The following is a 20,304-nucleotide window of genomic DNA, read 5'->3' as shown; positions in this document are numbered from 1 at the left end:
AGGGATATTTTGATGAGAAAATTTTGTTGTTTTTAATTGTTTTAATAATTGACTTAACCCAAGTTTTATAAAAAGTATTACTTCAGAATATAAATTTGAACTTATTATATAAAAAGAGCAACCACCCACAAAAGTGAGTGATTGCTTATATAAAGTTATTGTTATAAAATTACTCTTTTACCATTCGCTTAGTGATTGTTCTTGCATCGCTTTCTATTGTAACTAGATACGTTGCACTTTGTAGTAATGAAACATCAATAGCACTTGATTCAATATTACTTAAAATTTCGGTTAACACAACTCTTCCATTTAAATCGTAAATAGTTATTTTCTCTAATTGGATTAATTGTGGGTTACTAATTCGAATAACATTGTTTGCAGGGTTAGGGTAGAGTAGTACGGTTGCGATAGTTGGTTCAAGGTCAATTGTTCCTAACGTATCATTTACTGTTAACTCAAAAGTACATTCATTTTCAAAGCCATTCGAATCTTGCGCTGAAAGTGTAATTGTGTAGGTCCCTTGTTCAAGCGGAGTTCCCGGACTTGGTTCTTGATCAAAGACAGTAACAGGATCTGTACAGTTATCAATAGCCATTGCTTCGCCAGTTGCGAAATAATCTGGCAACATATATGGTCCTGTAGAAATAACTGTTTGGTCATCTGGGCAGAATACTTCAGGAGCTAAGGTGTCAACTACATTTACAAGTGCAACACAACTATCACTTTCTCCAAGTGCGTTTGTAACTGTAAATACTACTTGAACAGGAGTCCCGATATCTTCACAAGTAAAAGTATCAACACTTATGGTATAACTATCAGGGCAGCTGGTTCCAGAAGAACCTCCGTTTAATGCAGAAGCTTCAATTGTTGCTGTACCATCAGCACCAAGTGGAACTGTAAGGTTTTGACAAACTGCAATTGGTGTAGCACTAGTCCCAATAACTGTGACAATTGCAATACAATTTGATTGGTTTCCATTGATATCAGTAACAGTAAGTGTTACGTTGTTATCTCCTAAATTTGAACAATCAAAAGTGTCGATATCAATTTCTGTGGTAGCGATACCGCAAGGATCTGTGCTTCCGCCATCAATATCTAAGGCTGTTATTGCAGCCATACCGTTTTCATCTAATTCAATAGTAATATCTTGACAGTTAACGATAGGTGCTTCATTATCTTCTACAGTAACTATGGCAGTGCAAGTTGAAGACAATCCACTAGCATCAGTTACTGTTAGAATTACTTCATTTTCCCCTACATTACTGCAGTCAAATGTATTGATGTTTATTGTTGTTGTGACATTTCCGCAGTTATCTGTGCTACCGTTGTCAATGTCAGCAGGAGTTATTGAAATAACTCCAGTAGCATCCAATTGAACAGTTATATTTTGGCAATTAGCAACTGGTGCTATATCGTCAATAACTGTAACTGTAGCAATACACGTATTTGTATTTCCGAAATTATCTGTAACTGTAAGTGTAACTAGATTATCACCTACATTAGAACAATCAAAAGTTGCAACGTCAATTTCAAGTGTAGGAACACCACAATTATCTGTGCTTCCGTTGTCAATGTCAGCTGGAGTAATAGAAGCAACTCCTGTAGCATCTAATTGAACTGTTATGTTTTGGCATACTGCTTCTGGAATAAATATATCCTCCACCGTAACTATTGCGGTACAAATACTTTCTAATCCTGAATCATCAGTAACTGTAAGAGTGACTATATTATCACCAATATTTGAACAATCAAATGTTGAGATATCTATTGTTGTTGTAATATTTCCGCAGGAATCGATACTTCCTCCATCAATATCAGCAGCTTCAATAGTTGCTATTCCTGAAGCATCTAGTTGAACAGTGATATCTTGGCAATTAGCAGTTGGAGTAGTAACATCGTTAACTACTAAATTAAATGAGCAACTTACTTGGTTTGTGCCATCATTAGCGATTACAGTAATAACTGTAGTTCCGCTAGAAACAATTGCTCCTGCTACAGGAAATTGTGTAACAGTAAGTGTGCTGCAATTATCACTAGCAGTTACCATTGTAGTATAATCAGGAATAGTAAATGAACAGAAAGAATCTGCATCTACTATTTGCTCATCAATACAAGTTAGGGTAGGCGGAGTGTTATCAATAACTGTGATTGTAGTGGTACAACTACTGTTTAGTACGCCGTCACTTACCGTCAAAGTAACATCAGTTATTCCTAATGGATAAGGACCTTCAGGTAGTATTGTAAAAGTTAATGCTTCTCCTTCAGGGTCGGTAGAGCCACCATCAAAATCTAATGATACTGCTTCGCCCATACAGTCTGAATTTGCAGAAACAATAACCTCTTGGCATACTGCAACTGGAGGTGCATTACAGGCGAACAATGGATCTGTAACAGTAACTATTGTTGTACACATTGTTGTAAGTCCGTTTCCATCTGTAGCAGTTAACGTAACAGTATTGTCTCCTAGGTTATCACAGGTAAATTCTGTAATGTCAATCATAACACTAACGCCACAATTATCAGTAGCGCCTAAGTCAATATCAGCAATTATAATACTTGCCATTCCCGAAGCGTCTAATTCAACTGTAAAATTATCTGCGCAGTTTACTACTGGCGCAACAGTATCTAAAACTTCAATTTCAAATGTGCATGAAACTGGGTTTGTACCATCGGTTACATCAATAGTGACTTCAGTAATTCCAATTCCAACCAAAGTTCCAGCGGCTGGAGATTGAGTAATACTTGGGCTTGAGCAATTATCTGAAATGTTTGCTAAAGCAGTATAATCTGGTATTGTAAACATACAATCTGCTTGTATTTCTTCGGTTTGATTATCTAAGCAATCTATAATTGGCGCTACGTTATCTTCAACAGTTACGGTAGCTTGACAAGAAGCAATATTTCCTTCATTGTCCGTTACAGTAAGCGTTACAGTATTAGATCCAATATTCGAACAGTCAAAACTAGTTGTATCAATAGTTAATATAACTGGTCCATCTGGGTCTGAACTTCCGCCATCAATATTAGCAGGTGTAATCGTTACAGAACCACTTGCATCTAACTGAACTGTGATATCCATGCACATTGCAATAACATTTGAAGGTGTTTCAGTAGTGAAAGATTCTTCGGTACAACTAGCAGCATCGCCTACATTATTATAAGGAGTTATTCTCACATAATAAGTGCGGTCCTCATCAAGATCTGTGATAAAATCATACGTAGTAATGTTCTCTACGTCTATTGAATTCAAGACTTCAATACCTCCAGGAGTAGTACCTACAGATAGTAAATAACCAGTGGTATTAGGTACTGCCATCCACGTTAAGTTTGTATCTAAAGGAACATCCATAGTCCCATCAAGCGGGCTTGTTAAAGTTGTACAAATAGGAGGGACTGGTATTATTTCGGTTGTGAAACTTTCTTCTGTACAACTTGCTGCATCATCTACTTCATTAAAAGGAGTTATTGTAATATAAATAATGGAGTTTTCTGGGAGATCGTTTAATAAATCATAAGTTGTAACATTTCCAACATTAAAATTATCAAGAATATCAATACCTCCTGTTGTAGTACCTACTGAAATTTTATAACCGTCAGCATTGCTAATAGGATTCCAACTTAGGTCTGTGTCGACAGCAACATCTACAGCTCCATCCAAAGGACTTGTTAGTGAAGTACATGCTGGAATAGTGGGAGTAGGACTATTTATTATTGTGAATATTTCTGAAGTACAACCCATTGCTTCACCAGTATCGTTATAAGGAACAATAGTTACGGTAACTACTTCACCACCACTAAAGTCATTAATAAAATTATAAGATGTTTGGTCAACTAATACAATATCAACAACATTGTTAGTGTTTGTCGGTACTGAAGTAGCAGTAAGTCTATAGCCTCTTGCAAATACCGCTGGTTCCCAAGATAAGTTTGTATTTACAGGAACATCAATTTCTGTGTTAAACGGAGATATTAATTGTGTGCATTCTGGGATTGGACAATCTAAAACATCTCCAGAAAATGTCCATCCATAGTTTGCAATAATTGATTCACGTTCTTCAAAAGCATCACAATAAGGAACATTTAAAGCTCCTAATGTAAGTCCTAGAGGTACATCTTGTTCTGCCCAAGCAATAACTGTATTATCATAATTCATTCTAGACATCCCAGAATTATCAAGCATCTGGCTGAGGTTTGTAGTTTGTGACAAGTTCCAGTCACCCAAATATTGATCAAAAGCTGAAGCTAATCTAAACATAGCTCTCATTTCAACTTCTTCTAAATCCCATTCACTTAATTCTTGATTAAACATGGTTGCATTTTGAAACATTCTAGACATATTAGTCACGTTTCTAACACGCCAATTGTTTAATGGTTCATTAAAAGCAATTGCGTCTTCAAACATTTCCTCCATAGTTGTTACCTCTCTAGTATTCCAAGAGTTAATGTTTTGGTTAAATAAAGAAGCACCTTTAAACATTCGTTCCATAGTTTGAACAGAAGCTACATTCCAATCGTTCAATTCCTGATTATATGCAATAGCATCTTCAAACATCGATTCCATGTTAGTTACAAAAGATGTGTCCCAAGTATTTATAGGTTGATTAAAAGCACTTGCACCATTGAACATTTTTTCAGTTGTTAATATTTCGCCTGTATCCCAATCTCCAAGAGGTTGGTTGAAAACAGTGGAGTTTTCAAACATTGATCTAGTATTAGTTACGGAGGAAACGTCCCAATCATTAATATTTTGATTGAAAACTTGAGCGCTTTCAAACATAGATTCCATAATAGTAACAGAACTTACATTCCAGTTCTCTAATGGTTGATCAAATAATTGCGCACGTTCAAACATGGAAGTTGTATTAGCAACTGCGCTTACATCCCAGCCACCAATAGGCTGATTAAATGCTTGAGCGTCTTCAAACATCGAAGTCATATTCACTACAGAATTAACATTCCAAGGAGCTAAAGGTTGGTCAAATAAAAATGCATCCTCAAACATGGAGGTCATATTAGTAACTTGAGAAACATTCCAAGCACTTATATCTTGATTGAAAACCAAACTTGAATCAAACATATAGGACATATTTGTTACAGTAGCTACTTCCCAATTGTTTAAAGGTTGATCAAAAGCTACAGCATTTTGAAACATCGAACTCATATTAACACAAGAAAATGTGTTCCAGTCGTTAAGTGGTTGGTTAAAAACATTAGTACTTTGAAACATTGATCTCATTGTGAGAACATTTTCAACATTCCAAGAATTTAATGGTTCGTTAAATGCATCGGCATTTGAAAACATGGCATCCATGTTTGTTACATTTTCAACATTCCAAAAATCAATATTTTGATTAAAAGCAGTAGCGTTTTCAAACATACGGTTCATGGTTGTAACACTAGAAACATCCCATAAATCTAGGGGTTGATTGAAATTTGGGGTATATCTAAACATATATCCCATATCAATTACATTTTCAACATTCCAATCATTAAGTGGTTGGTTAAAAGCTTGAGGTTGACCGTTTCCATCAAACATTCTGTACATATTAGTAACACTACTAACATCCCAAGAATTAATAGGCTGATTAAAGTCTCGAGCAACTAAAAATAATCCACTCATATTAGTTACGTTTGACACATCCCAACTATTTAATGGGCTATTAAAAACAAATGCAGCCGCAAATAAATTAGACATGTTAGTCACGTTTGAAACATTCCAATTATTAATATCTGCATCAAAGAGAAAACATTGATAAAATGTAGATCTCATACTTTCAACCTGTGATAAATCGGGAACATCACTTGCGTTATATGTCATATTTTGACAATTGAGAAATGATTGATCCATACTTTGCCATTGTTGAGAACCCCATTGATCAATAGTTATTAATTTTATATTATCTGTATTTGAATAATTAAAATAATGTGCAGGGTAATCTCCTATAATCGATACAGTATATGTTCCAGGTGTATCGTAAGTGTGTGTAATAGTTTGTGTTACATTATTATTAAATTGATCATCACCCCAGTCAATAGAATAATTATAGGTGTAACTACTGTTTTTTGATATTTTAAGTTGATTTACAGGAGTAGTATTACTATCTGTTGTACTTGTATTATAAGTTAATTTAAAAGCTTCCGGACTATTGATCCAAGATTCAATAATAGTATAAGTTTCAGTAATACAATCCTCTGCCGCTCCTTCACCATTAAAAGGAACTACTTTTGCAGTAACAATATCTCCAGGAGTAAAATCTACAGGAAAATCGTATGTTGTAATTAAACCAACATTTACATTGTCTAATAGTGTTGTAACAGTACCGCCGGTATCTTTTGTTACAGTTAGGTAATATCCTGTTGCAGCAGTTACTTCCTCCCATACAAGATTAAAATTCTCTGGAACATTAATGTCACCGTCTTCTGGTGATATAATGTCTGTACACAAAACAAAGCTACAGTTAAATACGTCATCTAATATTGTCCAACCTTGATTGTCGATTAAATCTTGTCTAGCAAATCTACCATCACAATAAAGTAAAGTGTTCGCTCCAAGTGTTAATCCATCAACAACATCCTGTGCAGCCCAAGCAATTAAGGTATTATTATAATTAGTTTCTGAAAGGCCACTGTTATTTAGCATCTGCGATACGTTAGAAACAATAGTCATATTCCAAGAACCTAGATTTTGATCAAATGCAGAAGCATTTCTAAACATTCTAGTCAAGTTAATATTGGTGTTGAAAACCCAAGAATCTAATAATTGATTAAATGAGTTTGCATTTTGAAACATAGAGTTCATAGAACTTACATTAGCTACATTCCACGCATTAAGTGGTTGGTTAAAACTTACAGCTGAGTCAAACATCTCTGCCATATTTGTAACGCTTGATACATCCCATCCTTCAATAGGTTGGTTAAATGCACTTGATGTATCAAACATACCAGCCATAATTGTAACGCTTGATACATCCCAATCACCAATTGGTTGATTAAATGATGATGATTCAAACATATCACTCATATCTGTTACACTACTTACGTCCCAAATGTCTAATGGTTGATCAAATGCTGTTATACTAGAAAATATACCAGCAAACATATTAGACATATTAGTTACGCTCGATACATCCCAACCATTAAGAGGCTGGTTAAAACTGTAATTTCGTTCGAACATACTGGCCATATTGGTAACACTACTTACAATCCATATCTCAATATTTTGATTAAAAGGGGTACTTCTAAACATCCCACTCATATCAGTGACATTTCCTACCTGCCACAAGTCTAAAGGTTGGTTGAAAGGAGTACTGCCAAACATTTCGTTCATTAATGTTACTTGCGAAACATCCCAACTGTTTAGAGGGAAAGCCATGTCAGAAGCATAAAACATAGAACTCATATTAGTTACTTGCGATACATTCCAGTTGTTTATATTTTGATTAAAATCGTTAGCAGACCTAAACATAGAAGCCATTGTAGTAACAGATCCTGTATTCCAGTTATCTAAAGGTTCATTAAAATTATTCGCATCGTCAAATGTATATGACATATCAGTGATGCTATTTGTAGTCCAAGCATCTAAAGGTCTATTAAACGTATCACAGTCTTGAAACATACCAGAAATGTTTGTAATAGTACTAACATCCCATCCATTTAGAATACCATTAAATAAAGTGGCATTTCTAAACATATTTTTTAAACTTGTTACTTGAGATAAATCTGGTGCTGCAATAGCATCAAAATTAAGATTTTGACAACCATAAAATGCATTCTCCATACTCTGCCATTGTATGTTTCCCCAAGAAATAATTTCTATAATTTTTCTTCTATCTCCAGTTCCATTAAAATAGATAGCAGGGAATGTACCCGTAATGCTTACCGTGTAAGTATCTGGTGTTGCATATGTGTGAGTAATTGCTCCAGTTACACCTGTATCCATCATTCCATCACCCCAATCTATGGTATAGTTGTAGTTTGTAAATGCAGGATTTATTGGTATTGTTATTTGATTATCTGCTGAGGTTCCTATTTGTTCCGTGTCCCAAACACTAACAAATGGTATTGTTTGAGTTACAAGAACCTCATCAAGTGAAATGTGTACGTTTTTAGCTGAAATTTTAGTTTCATTTAATATTTCGGCTAAACTGAAATTAAGTGTTGTTGCTGAAATACTACTTGTAATAAATAGAAATAAAAATTGAAGGGAAGTTCTAAAGTAAAAAACTTTCATAGGGGGGGGATTGTAAAGGTTCGTTTTCAAAGTTATTAAAATTCTAAGCGACAGACTTTTCAAACAGAATGTTTCTATTAAAAAAGAAAATAATAAAAAAAAAATCCACCTCTTTCAAGGTGGATTTTAAATACTTAATAATAGATTTTATTCTTTAATCAATTGTTTAGTAATCTGTCCTATTTCACCTTCAATTAGAACAAGATATGTTCCTGATTGTAATGAAGCGATATCAATTGTTTTAGATTGACTAATTAACCCATTTTCTGAAATTACTAATCTTCCAGTAATATCGTAAATCGCAACTTTTTCCACTAGAGCATTTTGTGGGTTATCAATTGTAACTTTTTGATTTGCTGGGTTAGGGTAGAGAGTTATTGTATTTAATGCAACGGTATTTGTATCAGTTCCTAAAACAATTTCAACTGTTAACTCAAATGAACATTCTGCTTCAAAACCGTTATCATCTTGAACCGTGATTGTGATTATATGAGTTCCTGCATCAAGTAATGTTCCTGGAATAGGGTCTTGCTCATAAATTGTTATTGGATTGGTACAGTTGTCAGTAGCGATAGCTTCGCCTAAAGCAAAATAATCAGGAAGTTGGTAAGGACCATTTATAGAAGTGACTGTTTGATCTTCTGGGCAAACAACCTCTGGAGCTAAACCGTCAACTACATTTACAAATGCAACACAACTATCAGTATCTCCAGCAGCATTTGTAACTGTAAATAATACTTGGTTTGTTTCGCCTATATCATCACAATCAAATATATCCTGCGATATCGATAATCCGTCGAAACAACGTATTCCGGTAGATCCATTATCAAAATCTGAAGGTGTTACAATACCTGTTCCATCTTCACCTAATGTAACAGTTACGTTTTGACAAACTGCATTAGGAGCAAAAATACCTTCGGTAACAGTAACTATTGCTGTACATTCTGAAATGTTACCACTTCCATCTATTAAGGTTAAAACAACATTGTTATCACCTACATTAGAGCAATCGAATGTAGATACATCAATTTCCATCGAAACTATTTCACAATTGTCTGTGCTACCTCCATCAACTTCAAATGCTTCGATTTCCGCCATATAATCTTCATCGAGTGCAATCGTAATATTTGCACAAATAGCAACTGGAGCTACATTATCTATAATGGTAACCACAGCATCACATTCTGATGTATTTCCATTGTCATCTGTAACTAATAAAACAACATCATTAGTACCAATGTTATCGCAATTAAATGTAGTAACATCTATTTCAACTGTTACATTTCCGCAGTTATCAAAACTACCATTGTCAATCTCACTTGCTTCGATAGTTGCAATTCCATCAGCATCTAATTCTACTGTTATGTTTTGGCAAATTGCTGTAGGAATAATATTGTCTACTACAGTTACAGTAGTATCACAACTCGTACTGTTTCCATTTGCATCAGTAACTGTTAGTGTTACTGTATTGTCACCAACCATAGTGCAATCGAATGAAGTTACACTTGCGTCAAATGAAACAGTATCACAATTATCTGTACTTCCGCCATCAATCATATCACCAGTGATAGTAGCCATTCCCATTTCATCTAATTCTATTGTGATAGGAGCACAAATAGCTTCTGGAGCTATAACATCTTCAACAGTAACAACTGCCGTACAGCTATCTTCGTTTCCATCACTATCTACTACTGTAAGTACAACATTGTTATCTCCTATATTAGAACAATCGAAAGTATCAATATCAATAGTTGCGTTTGTGCTTGAGCATACAGTACCTGCGCCGCCTGTAACATCAACTGCTGTAATTGTTACCATACCTGATGCATCTAATTGCACTGTTATATTTTGGCAAATAGCTTCAGGGATAGTGGTGTTTTCAACAGTAACAGTAAATGAACATTCAGTTATATTTCCGCAGCCATCAACTATTTCTAATACGTTAGTTGTTGTTCCCACAGGGAAATCGCTACCTGATGGCAGACCACTAATTACATTAATAGTAATATCTCCGCAATCATCAGCCTCCATAAGATCGAAATTAACTAGTGCTGTACATTGACCAGCATCAGTATCTACCACTATGTTTTCAGGACAAACTACTGTTGGAGCTATAGTATCTACAGTAGTAATGATTTGAACACAAGAGTCAATATCATTTCCACAGCTATCTTCAGCAAACCAAGTACGAGTAATTATTTGAGTGTTACCGCAAGTATCCTCTACAGAATCTGAAAAAGTAATCATTGGATTAGGGTCACAATTTGAAACTGCTGTTGCGGTACCAGTGTTTGCAGGCGACGTATCTTCTCCACATTCAATAGTAACATCTTCTGGGCAAGTTATAGCTTGACCACCATCCATATTTTCAATTACGTTAACTACTGCAACACACGTTGCAGTTTGACCAGTATCACTAGTTACAAGTACATCTACGTTGTTTAATCCAATATCTGGTATTGTAAATGTAACAGTTGTTGCTAATGGTGTTCCTGCTGTAACTGTATAACCACCGCACTCAAGTAAAACACTTTCTAATAATTGATCTGCATTTATTGTAGCAGTTCCATTAACGTCTAAGGTAACATCCAGTGGTACTGAATTAATTTCAGAAAAATAATCTATTCTCCAATTGTTTAAAATTCCGGGGTCTCCATTAAATGTATCTTGAATAGTCAAAGTCCAAGTACCGAGTGTACTTTCGCCATTAAAACCAGCTAAAGCATTGCTAGGTATGTAATCAAGTTGGTTGTAAGCTATTGGGTTGCCACATATTAATGGGTTTGTTGATTCATCGTCTAATAATGTAATTAAATCATTACCACTACATCCATCAGCATTTCCATCAAAAATAACCACTGGAGTTAATGCTGGAGAAATTAGTGTTATAATCATATCTTCAACATAAGTGTGCTCTATATCTAAAGCAACGTTGAGGTCAGTAATATTAAAATCTTCAGTAATTTCGATTGTAGTTGAAACTGTTGTCAAATCTTCAATATTTAATGCTGGACTATTTTCTGCAGAACCATCAAGTACTGTAATTCCAGATCCTATACAAATAAGAACTGGCGGTTCATCAGTTACTAAAATGTCATCCATTAATATTCCAGGAGCACCTGTACAAAAGTCGATTGTGCTATAACTTACAGTAACATTTCCTGCTCCAGCGACACTAGGGTCAAATGTATAAGTAGTTCCGTTTCCATCATCTGTGATACCAGCACCACTATAAACTCCACCTGTAGGTGAACCACCACCTAATCCGGTTACTATACCACCAGCAAGGCAAATTTCATCGATAACCTCTAATGAGGAAAAAGAAGGAGGGAGGTCAAATGCTTCTGTACCATCACTTCTACTATTACTACTTCCTTGCGAGGCGCTAAAACCTAACCCTCTACGAGCGAATGCAGCCCATATTTCACAAGCGTGACTTCCTCCGTATAGTGCTTCGTCCGCAGCTAATATTGCATCACGACCATCAACAAAACCAGGAGAACAAGGTTGTAGCTTTAATCCTTCAGTAACGAGTGCTAATGCTGTATTGTTTCCGCCAGTACCATTATAAATATCTGGGTCAAAACCTTCAACGGCGATAATTTCCCAAGTCATTTCCCATAGCATTTCAGCCCAAACAGATCCAACTCCGTGAGGAATAGACTCTGTGTTAATATCATCGTATGTATGTGAGTTGATAGCAAAGTCAGTACTGTAAGGGAACGTTCTAATTCCGTTTCCATTAGGTCCTTCTCCTATTAGCCAAGTACCCATTGGTCTTGCATCAGTTGCTACATCAGCAGCGTCAATAGTTAACATTAAAGCATAATAGTCACTCCAACCTTCACCCATTTGTTCATCATTAAATAAACAATTGGCATTATTTGCTCCACCTGTTAATCTTGTTGTTACACCGTGAACATATTCGTGGACAATTACACCGTTATCTACATCTCCATCTCTGTCTCCACAAACATACATTTGCATAGTAGGCGATGCACCATCAGGCCCAGTTCCCATATTTGCGTTACAAGTTCCTGATCCATCCTGTGCTTCAGCATTTACAGAGTCATTTCCTAATCCTCCGTTGCCATATGTGTTTTCTTGAAAATTTCCAGATGCTGAATCAAAACCATATTGATAAGTTACATCGTGAATAATGTTATTCCAGTAAAATAAGTTTGTAATAATTCCAGATTCAGATTGGTCACCAACGGTATATGTAGGATTTATTGGAAAGTTGAAACTAAGTGCTGCTCCACCGTCAGGACTAAATCCTGCATTGTCGCCATCTTCGTAAGCAAATACATTATTTCCTCTTGTGATTGTAAATTCTGCTCCTGCAGTTCCATCTGTATCGTGCCAGCCAAAAGGAGAAGCAATGGCATTATCAGGATCTACTACCACACTTGCGGCTCCAAAGTTAGGAGACTCTATAGGCATTGGGTAAACGAAGTAGCTACCAACTAAAGCAGTTTCATCTTCTATTGTAATTGCGGTATTGTTTAAAGGTCCAACAAAAGCTGTTTCATTGTTATTGTGTGCGTGGTCCTCATGATTACCTAATATATTACACGAGAGTGTCCAGTTGTAGCTTGCTAAAATAGTTCCATTAGAGGCATCAACTATATAGTTGAACCAATTAGTACTTGATGTTTCGTAGATTGATAGATCCCAAGCTAAGTTGGTATTATTATTTTCATCTTTAAAATATACTAGTTTAGCAGGAATGTCAAGTTTTGAAATTCCAGCTTTAGAATAAAGGGATTTTCTATTTGTTCCTGTTGGAGTTTCAATTACACTTAAAGAATTTAAATTATATCCTTTATTCTGTGCTACAGCAGCAATTGCTTGTGAAGCAGTTAATGATGCTGAGGATGATTTTACTGTTGCTGTAATATTATCTACAAAACTATTATAAGTTTTTAATGCTGAACCATCTGCTCTAAGGTGAATACTAGATTCTGTGCCTAAAACTTCGATACCATTGATAGCTTGTCTAAGGTAAACATGTCTAATACCACTTGTAGAGCTTGTATTTTCTTTAGTGATAACAAACGAATTATCTTTTTTTTCAATTAATTGTTTGAGCGAGATATTAGAAATTCCTTGTTCGGCTTTGCTATGTTTTTGTGAAAAAGCACTGAAACAAACTAGGATTAATAATAGTGAGAGTAGTTTTCTTAATTTCATATATGGAATTTATAATGATCTAATATAGCATTTCCTAAAATTGCTATCTCACGAAAATAGAGATTATTGTCGTGTATAAAAAATTGTGGTTTAGATTAATAATTAATATTCAATTAATTACAATGTATTTTACTTCTAGATAAAGTTAATTAACTAATAGCTTTAAATGCATGAAAGGGATATTTTTATGAGAAAATTTTGCTGATTTTAATAGCATTTAGTGTAATATGTAGATGCCGAAATTTCATGTGCATTACTATTTCAGAATAGAAAAATATAAGTCATTAAAAAAAAAGCAATCACCCACGAATATGAGTGATTGCTTATAAATACTTTATGTTAAGGTTATTATTTTTTAATAAATTGTTTAGTAACCTGTCCAAACTTACCTTCAATAATAACTAAATAATTTCCTGATAATAATGATTCTATATTAATAGTTTTATTTGCTTCAATACGTCCTTTTTTAGAAATTACTAATCTTCCAGTTATGTCGTAAATAGTTACATTTTTAATTAGAGCTCCTTGTGGATTGCTAATTGTAATTTGTTGACTAGCTGGATTAGGGAAAAGCGTTAATGTGTTAAGTGCTATTTCATTTGTATCAGCACCTAGTACAATTTCTACTGTAATCTCGAATGAACATGCTGCTTCGAAACCATTTGCATCCTGAACAGTAATTGTTACGGTATGTACACCAGTATCTAATAAAGTGCCAGGTAGTGGATCTTGCTCGTATGTTGTAATAGGATCTGTACAATTATCTGTCGCGATGGCATCACCTATAGCAAAGTAATCTGGTAACTCAAATGGTCCATTTATAGAGGTTACTGTTTGATCTTCTGGACAAACAACTTCTGGAGCCAACCCATCGACTACATTTACTAATGCAACACAACTATCAGTGTCTCCAGCTGAATTAGTAACGGTAAATAATACTTGGATAGTCTCACCTATGTCATCACAGTCAAAAGTATCTTGGCTTATTGATAAACCATCGAAACAGCGAATACCAGTTGATCCGTTATCAAAATCTGAAGGAATTACCGTAGCAGTTCCATCTTCCATTAGCGTCACTGTAAGGTTTTGGCAAACTGCATTAGGAGCAAAAACACTTTCGATAACAGTAACTACAGCAGTACATTCTGAAATGTTACCACTTGAATCTGTAATCGTTAAAAGAACATCGTTATCACCAATGTTAGTACAGTCAAAAGATTCAACATCGATAGTCATTGATACAATTTCACAGTTATCAGAACTTCCACCATCTATATCTGAAGGTTGGATCGCAACAAAATTAGTGTCACCAAGTTCTACTGTAATATCTTGACAAACTATTAAAGGTGCTGTGTTGTCTTCAATAGTAACAGTAGCAATACATTGTGATACGTTTCCGTTGATATCAGTTACGGTAAGTGTAATATCGTTTTCTCCTACGTTGTCACAGTTGAAAGATGTTACATCTATTTCGACGGTAACATCTCCACAGTTGTCAAAACTTCCATTATTAATATCTGTCACATCAATTACAGCAAGACCGTCTGTATCCAGTTCAAGTGTTAAGTCCTGGCAAATAGCAGTAGGTAAAGTAGCATCAACAATAGTAACTGTTGTGTCACAAGTACTTGAATTTCCGTTAACATCAGTAACTATAACTGAAACTGCGTGTTCACCAACCATTGTACAGTCAAATGTTGTAGTAGGTGTCGTAATTACAATAGAATCAATAGCACAGTTGTCAGTACTTGCACCAGCTACCATTTCACCAGTTATTACAGCCATTCCATTTTCATCTAATTCAACCGTAATAGGTTCGCAAACCACCTCAGGAGCTAGATTATCTTCAATTGTCACAACTGCGATACAGCTTGCTGAATCTCCTTCATTGTCAATTACCGTTAGAACAACATCATTTTCTCCAATATTTGAGCAATCGAAAGTATCTATATCAATACTTGCATTGTCACTAACGCAAACTGTTCCAGTTCCACCATTAACATCTGCAGATGTAATTGTAGCTATTCCATTTATATCGAGTTCTACAGTAATATCTTGGCAAATTGCTTCTGGTATTACTGAATTTTCGACAGTAACGACAAAAGAACATATTGTAACATTTCCGCAGTCATCAGTAACTTCAAATTCATTGGTAGTATCACCAATTGGGAATTCACTTCCTGAAGGTAATCCGTTTACTTGAGTGATAGTCACATCTCCACAAGTGTCACTTCCTGTAACATCAAAAGTTACTACAGCAGTACATTGATCTGTATCATTGTCTATAATTATATTATCTGGACAAACTACTGTAGGGCCAGTAATATCTTGTGTGGTAATGGTTTGAATACAAGTTACTGAATCGTTTCCACAAGAATCTTCAGCAGTCCAAGTACGGGTAATTATTTGAGTGTTTCCACAAGTTGATTCTATAACGTCCTCAAATGAAACAGACGGGTTAGGGTCACAGTCAGATACTGCTGTAGCCATTCCTGTATTTGCAGGTGATGTATCATCCCCACAGTTAACAGTTATATCATTTGGACAAGTAATTTCTAATGGAATATCTGAAGCTAGTTTATAGGAGTAAACTCTCGATTTTCTATTGAACCCAGGGTCTCCTGAGTATTCTGATGTAACCCAAAAAGTTAAGTCATCTACAGGGTCAGTTACTCCTTGTCCGTAGTCACCATAACGATCATTGAATGTAACTGAAGTTGTACCTGCAATTGCTAACTCTTCAGGAACTGTCATAGTTCCTAAAGGATCGCCATCCATTCTACCTGTATAATAAAGAGAAGGAAAGGTGTTTGTTCCGGCTTTAGTGTATCCTAATCCTATATTTCCCTGACTATCCATTGAGATACAACCCATAAAAACAGATTCTTTTTCTGCAACAGTTGTAGCAGCTGGATCAGTAAATGTACCTTCTTGGTAGACACTCCAGGTGTTTCCTGCATTTGTACTTCTAAGTTCAACCCAACGAATTCCAGATTTCTGCGTTCCATCTTGGATTTCGACAACCCAGTTCAATAATATAGATTCGTGTGTTGGAAATTTATACCAGTGCGACATATTCATAACCGCCCCAACAATAGCATCGATTCGTTGTGTAGTTCCAGGTTGTGCAATGTTAGCAAAGCCACCAGCTATTGCTGCATCAAATGGTGCTGTAGGTATTTCAACTTTATCAGAAATGGTAGAGTTGTTAATAGTAGTGGCGTTTGTCCAATCCATGTCAATATTCCACATACCGATATGATCTGAATTAACACCGCCAAAAGCATCATCTTGATAATAGACAATCTTAATATCCCCTGTTGCAGCACCAGCGGCTTCAGAGTGAACTGGAATAGGAGCAGCAAAACCACCAACACCTAGGTTAGTTGGAGAGAACCCTACAATCTCAGCGGTAGGGTCACCGGCTAACATTTTATTTCTATTGAAAGTGTAAACTTTTTGAGCACCTGTAAAGTTACCAGCTGTTACATAACTATCACCCCAAACACCATAGTGCGGATAATCATTACCTGCTGGAAGTTCATATTCGTAAATATTGAAAGCACCTGTAGGATCTGGTGTAGTTGAAATTCCTATTAAAAATACATTGTCAGATAAATTTGCATTTCCAGATAATTGGAATTGTGATATAAACCATCTGTCTGCTTCTCTATCATACATTACAACTGGATCACCAGCGTTGTCTGCGTGATTAGGTCCTGAAAGAGGATCATTTAACGTTTTTGGGAAACCAGCAGCCATTGTACCAGTTTTATCATAAACTGCCCATACACCATTTTGCATTGTTACAATATGATTAGGACCAACAGCCATTGAAGGATCTGGTGGAGCAGAAGTATTACCTACATCATCAAAATTTACAATTGGCGCTCTGTTTAAACCAGATTCATCTGGAGCAATATCCATTTGCATTTTTGGGTCAATAGTCGTGCTACTTCTACCTGCAGCATTTAAATGAGCTAATTTTCTTTTTCTTTTCTCACTCATATCGTGACTTGTATTGGCACCGTCTTTAGGTACTATAAAACCATCAAAAGTGGATAAGTCATCACAAACAGGTAGGTCTCTGACCGCTGCTGAAACAAAAAAGTTAGTAGGAGTTAATACTAAAGTAGGATTGTCACTAGGAGTATAGTCTGAACTAGTAGTAGTTTCATCACTATTTTGCGCAACAATTGTTGAAGCAAAAAGCGCAACTGCAATAAATGCCACTTGTTTTTTTAATTTTAAAAGTAATTTCATCAGATAAAATGTAGGATTATATTCAATAATTAATAGGGTGTCAAGGTAATAAAAACCTAATTAATATCACATTCTCAATTAATTATGAATAATACATTTTATATCACAAAAGTGTAATTTATTTCAAATTCCCTGAAAATGAATAGTGTAAATGTGAAATCGATAATTTAATAGGCTAATTATAAATTATATATTTTCTGTTTTCATTGATTGTATTTGGAGCTTTAAAAATTTGGATAAAAAAATCCGCTCATTTCTGAACGGATTTTTAAACTTAATTGATATAGATTAAATATTATTTAATCATCTCGTAACTGCGTTTAATAAAGGCAGTCATTTCTTCACCTTTAAGAAGTCCTTTGCTAAGTTTAGCTAAATCTAAAGCTTGACTTACCAATCGTTCTTTTTTCTTAGCTGTCTTCGTGTTTAATATTTCAGCTACTAACTCATTATTAGTGTTAACGATAAGATTGTACATATCAGGCATGCCACCTAAACCAAACATTCCGCCACCTCCAGACTGTTGCATTTCTTTCATACGGCGCATAAATTCAGGCTCTGTAATCGTGAATGCATTTGCTGAACTGTCCATAGCTTCTAATTGTACTGTAAATTTATCTGAAGGAATAGTTTCAGTTAAAAAAGTTTTAAGCGTTTCTTTTTCCTCATCGTTAAGTTTAGAAATTGCTTCTTCGTCCTTTTTAATTAAATTATCAATATGATCTCCATCAACTCTAGCAAAGTTTACATCGTTATTAGTAGATTCCATTTTTTGCATTAAATGAGCAATAATAGGAGAGTCTAATAAGAGTACTTCGTACCCTTTGTCTTTAGCTGACTGAATATAACTGTGCTGATCTTCTGTATTGCTTGCATAAAGTAAAACTAGCTTACCATCCTTATCAGTTTGAGTTGTAGCTAATTTTTCTTTTAATTCAGCAAAAGTGTAATACTTACCATCAACAGTAGGATACAACATAAAGTCTTGTGCTTTGTCGAAGAATTTCTCTTCTGTAAGCATACCATATTCAATCACTATTTTAATGTCATTCCACTTTGCTTCAAAGTCTTCACGATTTCCGTTGAAAAGACTCTTTAATTTATCTCCTACTTTACGTGTAATATAACTAGAGATTTTCTTTACAGCTCCATCAGCTTGTAAATAACTACGAGAAACATTTAAAGGAATATCTGGTGAGTCAATCACCCCACGAAGCATCTGTAAAAATTCTGGAACGATCCCTTCAACATTATCTGTTACAAAAACTTGGTTTTGGTATAGTTGGATTTTGTCTTTTTGAATCTGCATATCCTGACTCATCTTAGGGAAGTATAAAATACCTGTTAAGTTGAAAGGATAATCTACATTTAAATGAATATTGAAAAGCGGTTCCTCAAATTGCATTGGATACATCTCACGATAGAAAGAAGAATAATCTTCATCCTTTAATTCCGTAGGTGCTTTTGTCCACGCTGGTGTAGGGTTGTTGATAATGTTGTCAACCTCTTGCGTAGGTGCAGGGTCTTCTTCTTTAGCATCTTCTGGCTTAGGAAGCGTTTCAGTTTTAGTTCCAAATTTGATTGGAATAGGCATAAACTTGTTATACTTTACTAAAAGCTCTGTGATTTTAGAGTCTTCAAGAAAGTCTTTTTCATCTTCCGAAATATGAAGAATGATTTCTGTTCCTCTTTCTGTTTTAGAAGCTTCTTCTAAAGTGTAATTTGGCGATCCATCACAGCTCCAGTGAGCAGCAGGTTCATCTTTAAAACTTTTTGTTATGATTTCAACTTTATCTGCAACCATAAAAGCAGAATAGAAACCAAGACCAAAATGACCAATAATTCCTGCGTCTTCTCCTTTAGTATCTTTGTATTTTTCAATAAACTCTTCAGCTCCAGAGAATGCAATTTGGTTAATGTACTTATCAACCTCTTCAAGTGTCATTCCAATACCTTGATCAATAATATGAAGTGTTTTTGCTTCTTTATCAATCTTAATTTCAATTTTAGGATTTCCGTATTCAACTTTAGCTTCACCTATATTAGTAAGGTGTTTTAATTTTAAAGTTGCATCAGTCGCGTTACTAACTAACTCACGTAAAAAAATCTCGTGATCACTGTATAAAAACTTTTTGATTAGCGGAAAAATATTTTCTACCGCTACATTAATTGTTCCTGTACTCATAATTATATTCCCTTATTTCGGGTTGATTTAATTAAACTTATATTTTGATACATTTTAGCTTACGCCAAAATATTAATGAATTAACATTTCAATCTATACATTCAAAACAAGTACCATTATAAATTTTGTGACAACATGTCATTTTTACTTCTGCTAACAAGACAAAAATTGGTAAACAAAAAGGTTGAGAATACTTTAACAAATTATTGTTTATCTAAATTACTTAAAGATTAAACAATATTATATATTTGAAGTCTATACTATAATAGAAGTTCTTTTTAAGTTGACTTTTATTTATTGGTTAGGTTGTTTAGAAAAAGGGAGCAAAGCTCCCTTTTTTGTTTTTTATATAAAACAATTCTAACACATTTCGAAAGAGTGAAGCTTATTTAAAGTGCTATGCATGCATATTAAATTAAAGCAATAAATAGGA

The 20,304-nt window shown here is 34.8% G+C and carries 4 protein-coding genes; all 4 read right to left on the bottom strand.

The window, feature by feature from the left end; genetic code table 11:
• Nucleotides 1-169 precede the first annotated feature (169 nt).
• The 4 genes from GBH57_RS11840 to htpG all read right to left on the bottom strand — a co-directional run bounded on the left by GBH57_RS11840 (nucleotide 170) and on the right by htpG (nucleotide 19,871).
• A complete protein-coding gene (locus GBH57_RS11840; protein WP_151674700.1) occupies nucleotides 170-8,230 on the bottom strand; it encodes a BspA family leucine-rich repeat surface protein in 8,061 nt (2,686 codons plus the stop codon).
• 147 nt (nucleotides 8,231-8,377) lie between these two features.
• Entirely contained in the window at nucleotides 8,378-13,423 is a 5,046-nt protein-coding gene (locus GBH57_RS11835; RefSeq protein WP_151674699.1) for a M36 family metallopeptidase, read from the bottom strand.
• A gap of 348 nt (nucleotides 13,424-13,771) precedes the next feature.
• A complete protein-coding gene (locus GBH57_RS11830) occupies nucleotides 13,772-17,686 on the bottom strand; it encodes an HYR domain-containing protein (RefSeq protein WP_151674698.1) in 3,915 nt (1,304 codons plus the stop codon).
• A gap of 295 nt (nucleotides 17,687-17,981) precedes the next feature.
• A complete protein-coding gene (htpG, locus tag GBH57_RS11825; RefSeq protein WP_151674697.1) occupies nucleotides 17,982-19,871 on the bottom strand; it encodes a molecular chaperone HtpG in 1,890 nt (629 codons plus the stop codon).
• Nucleotides 19,872-20,304: the final 433 nt, after the last annotated feature.

It is taken from the genome of Patiriisocius marinus (assembly GCF_008974325.1).
Taxonomy (GTDB): domain Bacteria; phylum Bacteroidota; class Bacteroidia; order Flavobacteriales; family Flavobacteriaceae; genus Patiriisocius; species Patiriisocius marinus.
Note: the sequence above shows the minus strand (reverse complement) of the source record. Positions and strands in the feature narration are given on the sequence as shown.

Coding starts and splice junctions, on each gene's coding strand:
- GBH57_RS11830 (WP_151674698.1), bottom strand. CDS start 17,686: ATGAAATTACTTTTAAAATTAAAAAAACAAGTGGCATTTATTGCAGTT.
- GBH57_RS11840 (WP_151674700.1), bottom strand. CDS start 8,230: ATGAAAGTTTTTTACTTTAGAACTTCCCTTCAATTTTTATTTCTATTT.
- GBH57_RS11835 (WP_151674699.1), bottom strand. CDS start 13,423: ATGAAATTAAGAAAACTACTCTCACTATTATTAATCCTAGTTTGTTTC.
- htpG (WP_151674697.1), bottom strand. CDS start 19,871: ATGAGTACAGGAACAATTAATGTAGCGGTAGAAAATATTTTTCCGCTA.